The organism is Nocardia sp. NPDC005745, assembly GCF_040630775.1.
Lineage (GTDB): Bacteria > Actinomycetota > Actinomycetes > Mycobacteriales > Mycobacteriaceae > Nocardia.
In genome coordinates, this window is the sequence record NZ_JBEXYF010000030.1 from 47149 (window position 1) to 63113 (window position 15965).

17 protein-coding genes and 2 pseudogenes are annotated in these 15965 nt (G+C 66.9%); 6 read left to right on the plus strand and 13 right to left on the minus strand.

Annotated features, from left to right (window positions below):
* Window positions 1-8 precede the first annotated feature (8 nt).
* Window positions 9-1040: a tryptophan--tRNA ligase gene (gene trpS / locus ABZ420_RS26755; RefSeq protein WP_357128072.1), complete on the minus strand. Its 1032-nt coding sequence runs from the start codon at window positions 1038-1040 to the stop codon at window positions 9-11.
* Window positions 1041-1061: 21 nt separating this feature from the next.
* Window positions 1062-2030, minus strand: coding sequence for an oxygenase MpaB family protein (locus ABZ420_RS26760; RefSeq protein ID WP_357128075.1), 969 nt, complete (start codon window positions 2028-2030; stop codon window positions 1062-1064).
* 94 nt (window positions 2031-2124) lie between these two features.
* Between ABZ420_RS26760 and ABZ420_RS26765 the strand changes: the two genes are divergently transcribed.
* Window positions 2125-2760, plus strand: coding sequence for a TetR/AcrR family transcriptional regulator (locus ABZ420_RS26765; RefSeq protein WP_357128078.1), 636 nt, complete (start codon window positions 2125-2127; stop codon window positions 2758-2760).
* Window positions 2761-2769: 9 nt separating this feature from the next.
* Here ABZ420_RS26765 and ABZ420_RS26770 read toward each other — a convergent pair whose 3' ends face one another.
* From ABZ420_RS26770 to ABZ420_RS26785, 4 genes and pseudogenes are all read right to left on the minus strand, one after another.
* On the minus strand, window positions 2770-3264 hold the full coding sequence (locus tag ABZ420_RS26770; protein WP_357128081.1) for a barstar family protein: 495 nt from the start codon (window positions 3262-3264) through the stop codon (window positions 2770-2772).
* Window positions 3264-3743, minus strand: a complete 480-nt coding sequence (locus tag ABZ420_RS26775; protein WP_357128084.1) for a ribonuclease domain-containing protein — start codon at window positions 3741-3743, stop codon at window positions 3264-3266. The genes ABZ420_RS26770 and ABZ420_RS26775 overlap by 1 nt, the downstream gene beginning before the upstream one ends.
* Window positions 3740-3847 (minus strand): annotated as a pseudogene (locus tag ABZ420_RS26780) (exodeoxyribonuclease III); the annotation flags it as partial. The gene ABZ420_RS26775 and the pseudogene ABZ420_RS26780, both read right to left, overlap by 4 nt.
* 203 nt (window positions 3848-4050) lie before the next feature.
* Window positions 4051-4212 carry a hypothetical protein gene (locus ABZ420_RS26785; protein WP_357128087.1) on the minus strand — a complete coding sequence of 54 codons (162 nt, stop codon included), beginning with the start codon at window positions 4210-4212 and terminating at the stop codon, window positions 4051-4053.
* Window positions 4213-5008: 796 nt separating this feature from the next.
* Between ABZ420_RS26785 and ABZ420_RS26790 the strand changes: the two genes are divergently transcribed.
* The 3 genes from ABZ420_RS26790 to ABZ420_RS26800 are packed head-to-tail and all read left to right on the plus strand — an operon-like array spanning window position 5009 to window position 6613.
* Window positions 5009-5284 (plus strand): hypothetical protein, encoded by a 276-nt coding sequence (locus tag ABZ420_RS26790; protein ID WP_357128090.1) that lies wholly within the window; start codon window positions 5009-5011, stop codon window positions 5282-5284.
* Window positions 5274-5774 carry a DUF6879 family protein gene (locus ABZ420_RS26795; protein WP_357128093.1) on the plus strand — a complete coding sequence of 167 codons (501 nt, stop codon included), beginning with the start codon at window positions 5274-5276 and terminating at the stop codon, window positions 5772-5774. The genes ABZ420_RS26790 and ABZ420_RS26795 overlap by 11 nt, the downstream gene beginning before the upstream one ends.
* Entirely contained in the window at window positions 5771-6613 is an 843-nt protein-coding gene (locus ABZ420_RS26800) for a helix-turn-helix transcriptional regulator (protein ID WP_357128096.1), read from the plus strand. The genes ABZ420_RS26795 and ABZ420_RS26800 overlap by 4 nt, the downstream gene beginning before the upstream one ends.
* A 53-nt stretch (window positions 6614-6666) precedes the next feature.
* Here ABZ420_RS26800 and ABZ420_RS26805 read toward each other — a convergent pair.
* A pseudogene (locus ABZ420_RS26805) lies at window positions 6667-7437 on the minus strand (exodeoxyribonuclease III); the annotation flags it as partial.
* A gap of 68 nt (window positions 7438-7505) precedes the next feature.
* Here ABZ420_RS26805 and ABZ420_RS26810 point away from each other — a divergent pair.
* Complete coding sequence (locus tag ABZ420_RS26810; RefSeq protein ID WP_357128099.1) at window positions 7506-8387, plus strand: alpha/beta hydrolase; 882 nt, start codon at window positions 7506-7508, stop codon at window positions 8385-8387.
* Window positions 8388-8566: 179 nt separating this feature from the next.
* On the opposite strand, the gene ABZ420_RS26815 is transcribed toward ABZ420_RS26810, so the two are convergent.
* The 5 genes from ABZ420_RS26815 to ABZ420_RS26835 form a co-directional block, all read right to left on the minus strand.
* Window positions 8567-9823: an acyl-CoA dehydrogenase family protein gene (locus ABZ420_RS26815; RefSeq protein WP_357128102.1), complete on the minus strand. Its 1257-nt coding sequence runs from the start codon at window positions 9821-9823 to the stop codon at window positions 8567-8569.
* Window positions 9824-9849: 26 nt separating this feature from the next.
* Window positions 9850-10725, minus strand: coding sequence for an SDR family oxidoreductase (locus tag ABZ420_RS26820; RefSeq protein WP_357128105.1), 876 nt, complete (start codon window positions 10723-10725; stop codon window positions 9850-9852).
* Window positions 10726-10799: 74 nt separating this feature from the next.
* On the minus strand, window positions 10800-11669 hold the full coding sequence (locus ABZ420_RS26825; RefSeq protein WP_357128108.1) for a MaoC/PaaZ C-terminal domain-containing protein: 870 nt from the start codon (window positions 11667-11669) through the stop codon (window positions 10800-10802).
* 220 nt (window positions 11670-11889) lie between these two features.
* Window positions 11890-12327, minus strand: coding sequence for an SRPBCC family protein (locus ABZ420_RS26830; RefSeq protein ID WP_357128111.1), 438 nt, complete (start codon window positions 12325-12327; stop codon window positions 11890-11892).
* A gap of 40 nt (window positions 12328-12367) precedes the next feature.
* The gene (locus ABZ420_RS26835) at window positions 12368-13585 is read right to left on the minus strand and encodes a lipid-transfer protein (protein ID WP_357128114.1); all 1218 of its coding nucleotides are present in this window, start codon (window positions 13583-13585) and stop codon (window positions 12368-12370) included.
* A 330-nt stretch (window positions 13586-13915) separates the two neighbouring features.
* Here ABZ420_RS26835 and ABZ420_RS26840 point away from each other — a divergent pair, with 330 nt between their 5' ends.
* Window positions 13916-14557 (plus strand): TetR/AcrR family transcriptional regulator, encoded by a 642-nt coding sequence (locus tag ABZ420_RS26840; protein ID WP_062973275.1) that lies wholly within the window; start codon window positions 13916-13918, stop codon window positions 14555-14557.
* Between the two features lie 72 nt (window positions 14558-14629).
* On the opposite strand, the gene ABZ420_RS26845 is transcribed toward ABZ420_RS26840, so the two are convergent.
* Window positions 14630-15853 (minus strand): MFS transporter, encoded by a 1224-nt coding sequence (locus ABZ420_RS26845; protein WP_357128183.1) that lies wholly within the window; start codon window positions 15851-15853, stop codon window positions 14630-14632.
* Between the last annotated feature and the right edge of the window lie 112 nt (window positions 15854-15965).

A 15965-nucleotide genomic window follows, 5' to 3' on the forward strand; every position in this document is an offset into this window, starting at 1 on the left:
GTAGCCGTTCAGCGACTCAGCAAACCGACCCGGTCGTAGACCTGTGCGAGCGTGTTGCCGGCGATCTCTCGCGCACGCTCCGCTCCAGCGGCGAGGATGCGGTCGAGTTCACCTTGATCCGACATGTACTCCTGCACCTTCGCACGCAACGGCGTCACGAATTCGACCAGCGCGTCGGCCACGTCGGCTTTCAGCTCGCCGTAACCCTTACCCTCGAAATCCTTCTCCAGCGTGACGATCGGCGCGCCGGTCAGCGAACTCAGGATCACCAACAGGTTGCTGACGCCCGGCTTCTGCTCGGGGTCGTAGCGAATCTCGCGTTCGGTGTCGGTGACCGCGGACTTCACCTTCTTCGCGGTGACCTTCGGGTCGTCGAGCAGATTGATCAGGCCCGCGTCGGTGGAGGCGGACTTGCTCATCTTGGCGGTGGGATCCTGCAAGTCGTAGATCTTCGCCGTGCCCTTGACGATGTGCGCCTCCGGCACCACGAATGTCTTCTTGAACCGGGTATTGAAGCGCTGGGCCAGGTTTCGGGTCAGCTCCAGATGCTGGCGCTGGTCCTCGCCGACCGGCACCTGATGGGCGCGGTAGAGCAGGATGTCGGCGGCCATCAGCACCGGGTAGGTGAACAGGCCCACGGTCGCGTTCTCCGCACCCTGCTTCACCGACTTGTCCTTGAACTGGGTCATCCGGCTGGCCTCGCCGAAACCGGTGAGACAGCTGAGCACCCAGGCCAGCTCGGCGTGCTCGGGCACCTGGCTCTGCACGAACAGGGTGGACTTCTTCGGGTCGATGCCGAGTGCGAGCAGCTGGGCGGCGGCGGCCTTCGTGCGCGCCTTCAGCTCCTTGGGATCCTGCGGCACCGTGATCGCGTGCATGTTCGGGATGAAATACAGCGCGTCGTAGTCGTCCTGCATGGTCACCCAGTACTGCAGCGCGCCAAGGTAGTTCCCGAGATGAAACGAGGAGCTGGTCGGCTGGATCCCGGAGAGAACCCGCTGCTTGCGTTCGGCGGCCGGGCTGGGCGCAGGACTGGACATACTCCGATCTTCCCATGCGGCTCAAGCGGAATTTCGCTGCACCCAGTTGCGCGGGTCCACCCCCGGCATACTCGGCCGTCCGCCGCTGACCAGTTCGTGTTCGCGCTGGGACAGCCTCTTGTAGACCGGCGCGCTGGGCCCGGCGAGCGTGCCACGCAACACCGGTGGCACCAGCGGAACCGATATGTGCGCGGTGCGGACCGCCCGGGAAAGCCCCTGGTAGGCGACCTCCTCGGCCACGCCCCACCGCATCCCGTACATCCGGCGGATCCGGGGCGGCAGGCTGCCCTGCACCAGCAAATAGAACCCGGAGGTGACCTGCTGCAACGGCACGCCCTGCGAGTAGGGGACGCGCTGTCCGGCCAGGTAGGAGCCGACCAACCGCGCCTCGTCGGTGAGGAACAGCTGGTCGGAGGCCAGGTAGCCGTCGAAGTACGCGCGGAACTCGCGGTAGCTGCCCGGCGCCGCGTCCGCGGGCATACCGAACAGCTCGCCCCAGCGCACGTAGTCCTGGTAGAGCCCCTCGCGCTCGCCCTCGGTCATGGTGCGCACCAGCAGGTCGTACATCACCTCGGCCGAGTCGAAGGTGAAGGCCATCGTCATGAACATCAGGTGCGGATCGAGCGCGGAGTACCCGGTGCCCGCGGGGTGATGGGCTCCGGCATCCTCCGGCAGCGCGCCACGCACTCTGACGTGCCGTTTCCTGGTGAACGCCAGGGCGCGGTCGGCCTCGGACCTGCTACCGAGGAAGACCGCCTCGAACAGGCGGCCGGTCAGCGCGAGCCGGGTGTAGGGCGTCATCCGGTGCTCGGTGTTCTCCGCGGTGCCGACATAGAGCAGCGGGTGCACCGCGCCGATCACCAGTGCGCGCAAGCCGTAGGTCAGACCCACCGCGCGCTTGCTCATCACCCGCCGGACCATCGAGTGGTCACTGAAATAGCCGGGCTCGGACATCGTCGCCTCCTCGTCGAGCGCATCTGGCAATAGCATCCCCCAGAATCCGACTTTCTGGCAAGACTCTCTGCCAGAATGTTGCGTTGTCGGCACCCGGCGCGGGAGCCGGCGCACCTGTAAGAATCGAAGGGTGACGGCGCAACGGACTTACGGGGGCATCTCCGCCGAGGAGCGCCGGGCGCAGCGGCGTGCGGCGCTGCTGGAGGCAGCGCTGGAGATCATCGGCACGGAAGGGCTCGAGAAGCTGACCGTGTCGGGGCTGTGCGCGCGGGCGGGCCTCAACGAGCGGTACTACTACGAGAACTTCGACAGCCGTGACAGCGTGCTCACCGCCCTGACCGACGGAATCGCGGAGGAACTCGCGGCGGCCATCCTCGCCGCGGTGCGCACCGCCGCGCCGGACACGCGCGCGACCGCGCACGCCGCGATCACCGCGGGCGTGCACCTGCTCACCGACGACCCGCGCAAGGCGAAGGCAGCCCTGATCGCGGGCATGGCGACACCGCAGCTACGCGCCCGCACCACCGAGACGGTGCGCGCGTTCGCGCACATGGTGGCCTCGGAGGGCACCGACTTCTACCGGATGTCCGATTCGGCCCCGGCCTCGGCGATCGACTTCCGCGCCCTGTACCTGGTCGGCGGGCTGGTACAGACGCTGACCGCCTGGTTGCAAGGCGATCTGAACCTCACCCGCGACGAATTGATCGAGCACACGGTCGACGTGTTCGTCCTGCTCGGTGAGGACTTGGCGGAAAAACTGCGGTAACGGTCCCGCTCACAGCCGCAGGGACACGTCCTCGAGGTCGGGCGCGTCGCCTTGCAGGACGACCCGGAAGAGCACGTCCCGCCGCGACCAGTAGGCCGCGCAGTCGCGCATGGCCTCGGCGAACCAGTCGCGCTCGATCGGCTCGTCGGCGAGCAATCCGGCCGAGTCGCGCACCACGACAACGTATCCGGCCCCTTCACCGAGGAAATCGTCCAGGTCACGCAGGCATTCGTCGAACGCGTCCTTGTTCTCGCCGAAGTAGTACGGGAATTGGAACGCGGCGGCGAACTCGTCGAAGAGCCGGGCGGTGGTCGGCATCTTCGCGCCGCGCAGCTCGCGCACCAGGTAACCGGGGGGCGCCTTGTCCCGCACACCGCTGAACTCGGCGGCATCGACGGCGAGGGCGCCGAACGTGACGCGCGGCGGGGCGAGTTCCGCCCTCGGCGGCGCGTCGTCCGCGTCGGGACGGGCAAGGAACTGCGACAGCGTGACCGTCTTTGTCATCAGCGCATCCTCGTGAAGGTCTTGTAGTGGTCACCGGTGTACCAGGCCGAGCCGTCGCTGCCGGTGACGATGCGTTCGGCGTCGCGGGATCGGCCGGACTGCTTGGGATTGACGTCCCATTCCTGATAGGTGATCGGCTTGCCGGAACCGTCCGCCGCGGGCAGGTCGCCGCCGCGGTTCTGCCATCGCTCGCCCCCCTTGGTGCCCGGGGCATTCGCCGAGCCCGGCCACCGGCCCGCGTCGATCTCCCGCAGCGTGACGTACGCGCGTTCCGGCACGCCGGACGCCTGGGTGACCGGCGACGCGCTGTCCCCGCGCGGCGCAGTGGCCGTACTCGCCGCCGCGGTGGTCACGCGACTCGCGGACGTGGACGTGGACGCATCGCCCCCGTCGTACAGGGCCAGCACCGCGGCGAGCAGCACCAGCGCGACCGCGCCCAGGACGCCGAGACCGCGCTTGACCAACGGCGACCGGTTCATCGGTACCGCACCGTGACCGGAGCGTGGTCGGACCAACGCTGGTCGTAGGCGGCGAACTCGACCACCGTGTCTTTGGCGCGAGTGGCCAGATCACCTCGGGCCATGTTGGTGGCGCGGCTATCCGTCATGACTGACGAATCTACGTCACCTGCCCGGCACTCAGACCAGGGACGCAATACCGTCCAAGCTCGCGGATGGACTGAAGCAGTCAGCGACCGACCTGGACGTGTCCGCTACCAACTACTCACCGTTTGACCGGCCCAAAGTCCGGTCTAGGGGCTTCCGTCGTCTCGGTTTCCCTCTGGGCTCACTCGTCCGGCGTGTACTCGGCGTACTGCCCCGACTTGGGGTAGGTGACTACGGCCAACTCTCGTGCGGCTTGCATCAGTGCGTCTATGGCCCGGTGCTCCGGACCGAGGTAGGGGTTCACTTCCTCGGCAATCTTCTGCAACCTGTCACGGAGTGTCACCGAAAGCTCTCGAGGCAGATTTCCGGGGAACTCCGGCGGCTTCAACGGTTATCCCCCGATTTCGATGTCAGTCCGGACTTGACTCGCTCCAGAAGATCGGGCGGTGGAGGTTCCCACTCCTCGAAGCTGGAGAGTACAAACAAGTCCAATCTCGTACCGGGGTCACGTTCCGGAATCATCTATGAACCGCCTTCACGTTCGATTCGTTCCTGAATCGCGCGTACGGACTTCTCTTTCGGTATCCGCTGAGGCCAGAACACCACCGCGAAGAACGCGACCAGCGGGACAGCGAAAGCCACCAACAACCCCATCACGCCGGCTCCGTCTCGTGGTCCACCAAACCGAGTCGTTGCGCTTCATCAGGGTCGAACGTCCGAGCGTCGTTACATGACTGCCGGGGGTGGTGGAACTCGACATACACGCCCGGCTCTGCGTCGTCGGTGTCATCCCACCGTTCGAACACACCACCGGGGAACGGGTAAAGCGCTGCGCCCCTGCGTTGTTGGTCTCCGTCTGCGGTCATTTCAACCCCTGTAGTAGGCCAGTGGTAGGCGCCCCGTGACCGGTTGGCGTCACATGTCACGGGGGCCGGAAACGACGCTAAGGACCGACTACCGAGCCGGTCCACGATCATGCTCATTCGTGCACGAATCCGATATTCCCAGTGTGCACCCAGTATCTTTGAGCCACCATCGATCACGTACGTGCAACCTCGTGCACGACATGATCCGGAGGTACACAGATGCCGTTACGTTTCCTGGGCAAAGGCGGAAGCACCAACAACGGGTGCCCTACCTTGCTGGCGAACGACCCCGTCGGGTACGTCGTCCAAGCATGGAAGACAGACCGGCCCGATACCGTCGAGTTGCCACACCTGCTACTCGGTTTCCTGGAACCGGATACGTTCATCGGTGCGACGTTGACCGACACCGGCCGGGGAACTTTCCGGCTCACCGGTCGGCCGGTCACCGAACCGGGACTACTCGCACAGCTCGACATTGCCGACGACGAAACCGCTATCGAGGTTCCGAAGCTAGAAAGGACGTTTTACGGTGCTGCTTGTGCCCGATGAAGGGTTCCCGCACCTACTCCGGACCTGCAAGCGGGAAGCGTTTCACCTCGAAGTACTCGACTCGTACGCCGAACCGAACGAGCATGAACCGTTCCGGCGATTCCTGGCAGACGAACCGGATGACTACACATGGTTCCAACCGTGGACAGAGCTGGTACAGGAGACGACCAGCCGGGGCGTGGCCGTCACACGGGTACGAATCGTCACCCAACCGCACACCGACTACACCCGGTTCGCGCTTGCCGTGGCAGCGCTCAACGTACGGGCAGGCGAGGACATTCGGTATCTGCCCCGGCATCTCGCCGGGGAAGTCCCGCCAGATGATTTCTGGTTGTTCGATGACGATCAAGTCATCTACTCGGCATTCGGTGAATCCGGAGGCTGGTCGGGTGCGGTAACCACCGACCCGCACATCGCCGCGTACTGTCGCGGGCTCCGAGCCCGGTTCTGGCCTCTGGCCACTCCGTTTCCGGAGTACGTGACACAGTGACCGGTTCAGTTGACCAGCAGCGCGAATATCTCGGGGCACAACTCCGGGGTATTCGTGTTGCCGCTGGGTTGTCCGGTGCTGAGTTGGCACGCCGTAGCGGATGGGACGCCAGCAAGGTCTCAAAGATCGAATACGCACGGATACGACCGTCTCTAGAGGACATCTCGGCGTACTGCCGACACTGCAACGCGGGTGACCAACTAGCAGACCTCCACGCGGCGCGGCAGAGCATAGATACCGCGTACCTCGAATGGCGGAAGATTCTCGGTACCGGAACCAAGCGCAGACAGCAAGCGTCGATCAAGTGGGAATCCGAAGCTCGGATCATCCGATCGTTCGAACCGGTCTTGGTTCCCGGTCTTCTACAGACCGCCGACTACGCGACGGGCATCCTGCGGAAGGTAATCGAGTTCCAGCAGATTCCGAACGATCTGGACGCGGGGGTATCCAAGCGGATGCAGCGGCAACAAGTCTTGTATCAACGGGATCACTTGTTCCACTTCGTCATCGGTGAACAAGCGTTGTACACCACCGTTGGCGACGATCAGACGATGGTCGGCCAGCTCGACCGGCTCTCAGCTGTCCAAGGTATGCCACGTGTGACGCTCGGAATCGTGCCGATGCTGGCACCGTTCGAGACGGCTACCACGTCGTTCCTGATGTTCGATTCGAGCCGTGTCCTGGTCGAAAACATCACAGCAGAGCTGTCGATCACTCAGCCGCGAGAGATAGCGGTCTATCACCGGACGTTCGATGTCCTGGCCGGTCAGTCCGTCACCGGCGACGCTGCACGAGAGCTGATCCGCAAGGCGCTGGACGCTCGTACGCCCCGCCCGTGACCGTGACCGTGTAGGGGGTATTCGCTGGTCAGCGGTGCGGGAACCTTCTCCGCAAACTCCACCGTGACCGGAGCATGGTCCGACCAACGCTCGGCGTACGTCGCTGCCCGCTCCACCCGTGCCGACACGGCGCGGGATGCGACACCCTCTGTTGTGTAGACCGCGTCGATGCGCCAACCGGTGTCGTTGTCGAACGCGCGTCCCCGGTAGGACCACCAGCTGTACGGGCCGTCGACCCCGGGATGCAGGTGGCGCACCACGTCGACGTAGCCCGCCGCCAGCAGCTCATCGATCCACGCCCGCTCCTGCGGCAGGAAGCCGGCCGACTTCAGGTTGCCTTTCCAGTTCTTCAAGTCCCGCTCGGTGTGCGCGATGTTCCAGTCCCCGGCGACCACGAAGTCCCCGGTTCGCGCGGTGAGATAGGCGCCGAGTTCGGCCATGAAGCGGTACTTCTCGTCTTGGCGCACCGTGCCCGCGTCGCCGGAGTGCACGTAGACGCTGGCCACGGTGACGTCGTCGAAGTCGGCCTCGAGATAGCGTCCCGCGGCGGCGAACTCGCTGCTGCCGAAGCCGACTCGCACGGCGCAGGGCATCCGCCGGGACAGGATGCCGACACCGGCGCGGCCCTTCGACTCCGGCTCGGCGTGCGACAGTTGCCATCCCGCGTCGAGCGCGGGAGCCAGCGCGGCCCGGACCTGCTCGTCGGTCGCGCGGGTCTCCTGCACGCACACGACGTCGGCTTCGGTGGCCGCGAGCCAGGCCAGCAGCCCCTTGCCCGCGGCGGCGCGGACACCGTTCACGTTCACTGTCGAGATATACGGCACCTCACGACCGTACAATGCTGGTCAGATGAAGTCCCCCGGACACTGCCGTCCAGGAAGGGGTGAAGACGATGTCGTCCGACACCTCCCAGTCCTCCGCCGCCGCGCGCGGCTCAACCCCGGCGAAACAGCCACAGCCGGTCAAGGCACTGCATGTGGGTTCCGGCGATCCCCTGCTGTTGCTGCACGGATTCATGATGTCGCCGCACTGCTGGGAGCAGACCGCCGCGCGGCTGTCGACGCACTGCGAAGTGTTCGCGCCCGCGTTCGCGGGGCACTGGGGCGGTGCGCCCGCCGAGGGCCCGGCGGTCAACGTGTCGACGCTGGCCGACGGGATCTGTGATCAGCTCGACGAACTGGGCTGGCGCACCTGCCATATCGCGGGCAACTCCCTCGGCGGGCTGGTCGGCGTCGAACTCGCCCGCCGCGGACGCGCCCGTACCTTGACGCTCATCGCGCCCGCGGGCGGCTGGCACGCGCCCTCGCTGACCCAGTGGCGGATCAACCTGAAATTCCTCTCGCTGGTGCCGATCGTCCAGATCGGCAAGCGCTTGGGCGGATTCGCGATCGGCAACCCCCTCGCCCAGCGGATCGCGCTGCTCGCGCTGAGCAAGCAGGCCTCCGCGGTCTCCCGCCGCGACGCCGCCGCCGCCCTCGCCGCCGCACTGCACTGCCCGGCGATGGTGCCGATGATCCTCGGCGCGATGCGAGCGCCGGCCCAGGAGGACCTGTCCACCCTGCGGACGCCGGTCCGGCTGCTGCTCGCGGAGTACGACCGGGTCATCCCCAACCGCGTCTACGCACGCCGCTACCTGAAGGAACTGCCCGAATCCGCCGACCGCATCCTGGTCAACGGCGTCGGCCACGTGCCGATGCTGGAAGCGCCCGACCGCATCGCCACCCTCATCGCCGAGCACGTGTACGCCAGCCGCACGCGGTTGCGCGCTGTGTAGTTCGGCCGCGACTTCGCCGCGCCGTGATCACGGCGGTCGGCGAAGATCGCCGGACACCCGAGCGGTGAGACGGCGGACAGGCCGGTCGCGGGCGGCCGAAGCTGTGTCGCGCTTCGTTCGAACGGCCGGGCATGGCTGCGCAACCGCTTGCCCGGCGAGCGCGGTGGCGCAGCTCGAAATTACTGCGCGAGTAGTCCTTTCGCGATGTGGGTCACCTGGATCTCGTTGCTGCCCGCGTAGATCATCAGCGACTTGGCGTCGCGCGCGAGTTGCTCCACGTGGTACTCGGTCATGTAGCCGTTGCCGCCGAAGAGCTGGACCGCTTCCATCGCCACCTCGGTGGCCGCCTCGGAGGCGTACAGCTTCATCGCGGAGGCCTCGGCCAGGGTCGGGGGTTTGCCCGCGCGGCCCCGCTCCAGTGTGTTGAACACCATGTTCTGCACGTTGATCCGCGCGATCTCCATCTTCGCCAGCTTCAGCTGGACCAGTTGGAAGCGTCCGATCTCCTGTCCCCAGAGTTTGCGGCTCTTGGCGTACTCCAGGCACAGCCGATGACACTCGTTGATGATGCCCAGCGCCATGAAGGCCACGCCGATGCGCTCGGCGGTGAAGCTGGACCGGGCGCTGTCGCGGCCGTCGCCGCCCTTGTGCTCCTCGGTCTCGCCGAGCAGCCGGTCGCGGCCGACGCGCACGTTGTCGAAGAACAGTTCACCGGTCGGGGAGGAATGCAGGCCCATCTTCTTGAACGGCTTGCCCTGGGTGAGGCCCGGCATGCCCTTGTCGAGCACGAAGGTGAGCACCTTGCGTTCGCGCTTGTCACCGCCCGCGCCGTCGTCCAGCTTCGCGTAGACGATCATCACGTCGGCGAAGGGACCGTTGGTGATGAAGGTCTTCTGACCGTTGAGCAGATAGTCCTCCCCGTCGCGCTTGACGTAGGTCTTCATGCCGCCGAACGCGTCGGAACCGGAGTCCGGTTCGGTGATCGCCCAGGACGCGACCTTCCGCATGGTGACGATGCCCTCGAGCCAGCGCCGCTTCTGCGCCAGTGTGCCCCGCGACATGATCGTGGTGGCGCCGAGACCGATGCTCACGCCCATCGCGGTGACCAGGCCCATGCACACCCCGGACAGCTCACCGATGAGCACCGCCATCAGCGATTCCTGTCCGGCGAACGGACTCGAGCCGGAGGCCTTCTTCTCCGGCTTCGGCTCCCCCGCACCCACGGCGGCCGCCCGCGCCTCCTCCATGGCCAGCATCTTCTGCACGGCCTCGCCGCCCATCACGTCGATCCCGAACTCGCGGAACAACTTCCGGATGACGGGGTACGGCGGCAGTTCACCGCTGTCGAGCGCGTCCAGGTTGGGACGGATCTCCTTGTCGATGAACCCCCGGACGGCATCGCGGATCAGCACATCGGTCTCGGACCATTCGAACATCGTCGTTCTCCTCACATTCCCCGAGATCAGGGCAGCCGGGCGGCGATGTCGTCGATCAGCCAGGGACCCTCGGTCTCGATGGTCTTCACATCGTGCCAACCGGCCAGCTCGGAGATCGCGCCGCCCTGCACCGCGAACACCTTGCCGGTGATCGGGCACGTCTCGGCGGCCAGGTACGCGACCAGCGGCGCGATATTGGCCGGGGCGAAGGCGTCGAACCCGCCCTCGGACGACTCCGCCTCGGCCGCCAGCATCTCGCCCATGCCGGGAGTGGCCAGGGTGAGCCGGGTGCGCGCGATCGGCGCGATCGCGTTGACCCGCACGCCGTAGCGCGCCAGCTCGTCGGCGGCCACCAGGGTCAGGGCGGCAATCGCGGCCTTGGCCGCGCCGTAATTGGCCTGGCCCGGGTTGGGCAGGGTGGTGCCGGACGCCGATGCGGTGTTGATCACCGCGGCATCGGGCTGATTGCCCGCCTTGGACTGCTGCTTCCAATACGCGGCGGCATGGTGCAGCACCGCGGCGTGCCCCTTGAGATGCACGGCGATCACCGCGTCCCACTGCGCTTCGGACATGCCCGCGAGGAAGGCGTCGCGCAGGATGCCCGCGTTGTTGACCACGACGTCGAGGCCGCCGAACTCGGTGACCGCCTGTTCCACCAGCTTCTGCGCGCCGTCCCAGGTGGCGACGTCGTCGGTGTTGGCCACCGCCTTGCCCCCGGCGGCGACGATCTCGCGCGCCACATCCTGGGCGGGACCGTTGTCGGTCCCCTCGCCCGCGTTGCTGCCGCCGAGGTCGTTGACGACCACCGCGGCGCCCTCCTTCGCGAACAGCAGCGCGTGCTCGCGGCCGATGCCGCGACCAGCACCGGTGATGACGGCGACCCGTCCGTCCAGTACGCCCATGTGTTGTCTCCTGAAGTCGCGCCGAATCCGGCGATGGGAAAGAAGGCGGCGGAGTCCGTGCCGCCGCTGGAGGATCAGTCGGCGATCTCGGCCAGTCCGTCGCTGAGCACGACATCGTCGCCGCGCACGGTCTCGAACGCGTAGCGGGTGATCCCGTCGGAGGAGCCTGCCTTCCAGATGCGGGTCTCCAGATCGTCACCGGGGAAGACCAGTTTGGAAAAGCGCACCGCGAACCGCCTGAGCCGATGCACATCCGACTCCGCGACCTCGGTGAGCACCGCCCAGGACGCGAACGCCATGGTGCACAACCCGTGCGCGATGATGCCGGGCAGTCCGGCATCCTTGGCAACCTGCTCGTCCAGGTGCAGCGGCACCGGATCACCGGAAGCCGGTGCGTAACGAAAGGTCTGGTCGTGGTCCACGTGCTGCGCCACCACGGCGACCGGATCCTGCTCGCGCAGCCGTTCGTCGAACTTGTGCGCCGGAGCGGCCGCGCCGACCGTCGCGCCCGCGTCGATATTGCGGAAGAAGGCGGTCAGGTATTGGTCGTTGACCGGTTCGCCCGCGTCCGTGCGGCATTCGATGCGGATGGTGATGGTGGTCCCGTTGGGTCGGCTGGTGTAGCCGATCGCCTTGGCGCGCGACACCAGCCGGTCGCCGGGCCGGATCGCGCGGTGGAAGTGGAAGTCCTGCTCTCCGTGCACGACCCGGCCGAAGATGTCCATCGGCGCGACATCGATGACGGGCATCATCATGGCCTCGAAGACCGGGACGATGGCGAACACCGGCGCGGCCACCGTACCGGCCAGATGCGCGGCGATCGGATCGTTCGTCGCGGCCGCGTACTCCGCCAGGCGTTCGGCGGTGACCTCGAAACGCTCCTCGCCGGACCAGGTTTCCAAACCACTGTCGTCGAACTCGACGACACGGGCCTGACCGCTCATGCCGAATCCTCTCCGGCATGAGCGGGGCCCTGCGTGGTCACGCTCCGCTGCCGCCTCCGGGCCTGACCGCTCGTGCCGTGTCCGATTCGGCATGAGCGGGGGCCCTGCGTGGTCACGCTCCGCTGCCGCCTCCGGGCCTGACCGCTCATGCCGTGTCCGATTCGGCATGAGCGGGGGCCCTGCGTGGTCACGCTCCGCTGCCGCCTCCGGGCCTGACCGCTCATGCCGCTGCGGCCAGGGCGTCGAGTTGTTCGAGTGATCGGTCCAGCTGTTTGATGCCGTCCTTCTCCACCGCTTTGCCCAGCGCGCCCTTGATCAGGGCGCCCTCGAAATCACCGGACACCATGATGCTGCTTCCTTCGCCGTTGGGCCGGATGTCGAAGGTGAACTCGGTCTTCACCCCGGCCATGCCGGTGCCGCCGAGGGTGAGCTTGTGCGGCGCGTCCACCGAGACGATGGTCCACTCCAGCTTGTTCGCCATGCCGAGCATCACGATCTTGGCGACCAGCTTGACGCCCTCGGTGAGCACGGCGGGCGGCTCCTCCATGAAGCGCTCGTGGATGGTGAACCATTTGTCCCAGGTCTGCGGGTCGGAGACGACCGCCCACAAAGCTTCCGGGGCGGCGTTGACATCTTTGGTGGCTTCGATGTGTCCCATGTGTCGACTCCTCGTCGAGTTCGTCCGCGGCCGGGCCGCGTCAGCGATCGGCGCGCTGGTAGGCGGTGACGACGGCAGCGCCGCCCAGACCGATGTTGTGTTGCAGGGCGGCCGTGACGCCGTCCACCTGCCGCTTGTCCGCGGCGCCGCGCAGCTGCCAGGTCAGCTCCGAGCACTGGGCGAGCCCCGTCGCGCCCAGCGGATGCCCCTTCGAGATCAGGCCGCCGGAGGGGTTGACCACCCATTTGCCGCCGTAGGTGGTCTGACCGTCGTCGACCAGCTGTCCGGCCTCGCCCTCGCCGCACAGGCCGAGCGCTTCGTAGAGCAGCAGTTCGTTGGCCGAGAAGCAGTCGTGCAACTCGATGACCTGGAAGTCCTCCGGGCCGAGCCCCGCTTGCTGATAGACCTTCCGCGCGGCCTGGACGTTCATGTCGTAGCCGATCAGGTTCTTGGCGGTCTCGTCGAAGGTCGAGGCGAAGTCGGTGGTCATCGCCTGGCCGACGATCTCCACCGCCTGCCCGGCGAGGTCGTGGGCGTCGACGAAGTCCTCGCCGGCGAGGATGACCGCACCGGACCCGTCGGAGGTCGGCGAGCATTGCAGCTTGGTGAGCGGGTCGTAGATCATCCGCGAGGCGAGGATGTCGTCGAGGGTGTACTCGTCCTGGAACTGCGAGAACGGGTTGTTCACCGAGTGCTTGTGGTTCTTGTAGCCGATCTTGGCGAAATGCTCGGCGGTGGTGCCGTACTGCTTCATGTGCTCGCGTCCCGCGGCGCCGAACATCCACGGCGCCACCGGGAACAGCACCTCGGAGATCTCCGCCAGCGCCATGATGTGCTTGGCCATGGGCTGCTCGCGGTCGTCCCAGGTGGACCCGAGCGAGCCGGGCTGCATCTTCTCGAAGCCCAGCGCCAGCGTGCATTCCGCCAGACCACCCCGGATCGCCTGCGCGGCGAGGTACAGCGCCGTGGAACCGGTGGAGCAGTTGTTGTTCACGTTGACCACCGGGATGCCGGTCATGCCGAGTTCGTAGACGGCACGCTGCCCGCAGGTGGATTCGCCGTAGACATAACCGACGTAGGCCTGTTCCACCAGGTTGTAGTCGATTCCCGCGTCGGCGAGCGCCTTGCTTCCCGATTCCCGGGCCATGTCCGGGTAGTCCCACGCGCGGGTGGTGCCGTCGGCTTCCTCGACCATGCGGCGGCCCGGCTTCTCGAACTTCGTCATCCCGACACCGACCACGTAGACCTTGTTCGCCATCGAACTCCTCAGTTTGTACGTACGCCGCGAGGCGGCCGAACGAGTGAAAACAAACATACAAGGTTGTATGTAAGTTGGCAAGGGGTTGGCGTGGCAGCGCAAGCTCCATGTCGGTAACCAGCCGATTGCGTCTCACCTGCTACATACAGTGCGACATGCATGTTCTTTGATTACCGTGCTGGATCGATCTGATCAGATAATCGCCGGTCGATCGACGAGGGTGACAGTCGCAGGGGCGGAGAAGCGCACGTCGGACGATTTCCGAGCCATGGCGGCATCCCCTGCGCCGACCAGAACATACAGCAATGTATGTAAGTGTAAGATCGAGCGATGGCCAGGAGCGTAGTCGTGAAGCAGCAGCGCCGGACGCAGGAGCAGCGCAGCACCGAGATGCGCACCCGCCTGCTGGACGCGACGGTGGACTGTCTGGTCGAGTACGGATACTCCGGCACCACCACGCCACGGGTGGCCGAACGCGCGGGGGTGACTCGCGGGGCCCAAGTGCATCACTTCGGCTCGAAAACCGATCTCGTGGTGGCCGCGATCAGTCATCTGGCGCAGTTGCGTGCCGAGACCGCCATGCGGGAGATGTCGCGGGTGGAAGCCGGTGACGATCCGGTGACGGCGGCGCTGGAGTTCCTGTGGGACCTGCACCAGGGTCCGCTGTTCATCGCGACCGTCGAACTGTGGGTGGCCGGACGCACCGATCCGGTGCTGGCCGCGGCGATGGAGAAGGTCGAGCCGTTCGTCAACAACGCCGTCCTGCTGGCGGTCGCCCGCTTCGTGCCGGACGACGTGCGCCGCAAGGAGGCGCGCGACTTCATCTACACGGCCATGGACGCGCTGCGCGGCATCCTGATCTCTAATTTCGTCGATCCGGACGACGAACGCGCCCGTCGCCGGTGGCGCCGCGCCTCGGCGCACCTGCACGAGATCGCGGGCCGAGCGCTCGCCGGCCGCCCCGCCGAATAGTCCTCAGCGGCGAGTCCGGATTCCGCCGCTTCCACCGCCGCCCGCCCGCGCGTTGTCAGGCGAGCGAAAGCGCTACTGCGGCACTGCCACCGCGCCGCCCGCTGTTCGGTCCCGCGATTTCCGCGCGGTCCAGACCGTCACCGCGAACAGCAACACGCCGGTCGCGGCCAAGGCGGCGCCGACCACGGCCGGGGCCGTGTAACCCAGGCCCGCGGCGATGACCAGGCCGCCGAGCCAGGCTCCGGCGGCGTTGGCGATATTCAGAGCGGCGTGGTTGAGGGCGGCGGCGAGGGTCTGGGCATCCGCCGCGACGTCCATCAGACGCGTTTGCAGCCCGGGCGCCAGCGCGGCCCCGGATGCGCCGACCAGCAACGCGCCGAAGGCCGCGGTATAGGGGTTGTGCGCGGCGGCGACGAATCCACCGAGGATGACGGTCATCGCGACCATCGACACCGCGATGGCACGGTCCACGCCACGGTCGGCGAGCACGCCGCCGACGATGTTTCCGATCACCATGCCCACGCCGAACAGCATCAACACCAGGGGGACCGCCCCGGCCCGCAGACCGGCGACGTCGGTGAGCGTGGTCGCGATGTAGGTATAGACGGCGAACATGCCGCCGAATCCGACCGCGCCGACCAGCAGCGTCAACAGCACCTGCGGACGCCGCAGCGCGCCGAGTTCGGTCACCGGATCGGTCATGGTGATGCCGGTGAGTACCGGCACGAAGCGCAGCAGCGCGGCCACGGTGCAGACACCGATCAAAGCGACCACCACGAACGCGTCGCGCCAGCCGAGATGCTGCCCGAGCCAGGTAGCTGCGGGAACGCCGACGACGTTGGCGGCGCTCAACCCCAGCATAACCGCCGCAACCGCCTTGGCCCGCTGTCCCGCCGGGGCGAGAGTGGCGGCGGCCAGCGAGGCGACGCCGAAGTAGGCGCCGTGTGGCAAACCCGAGACGAACCGCGCCACGACCAGCGTCTCGAACGAGGGCGCCACCACGGTCGCCGCGTTGCCCACGGTGAACGCCGCCATGAGCACGATGAGCAGCCGCTTGCGTGCCACCCGCGCGCACAGCGCGGCGATCAACGGCGCGCCGATCACCACGCCGAGCGCGTAGGCCGACACCGCGTGCCCCGCGGTGGGCTCGGAGACGTGCATGTCCGAGGCGATGTCCGGCAGCAAACCCATGGTGACGAATTCGGTCGTCCCGATCCCGAATCCGCCGAGGGCCAGTGCCAGCATGGCCGGTACATGCCAAGCGGTTCGTCCGGGTGGGGCGGCGGTGCTGGTCATCACGGGGCTGGTCACGTGTTCATGTAACCGGTCCCGGCCCGTATCCGCTTCCCGGGCGAACGTGAGTTCGCCCACCGTGACGTCGATGAACGACGCTGGTCAACCCCGCGAA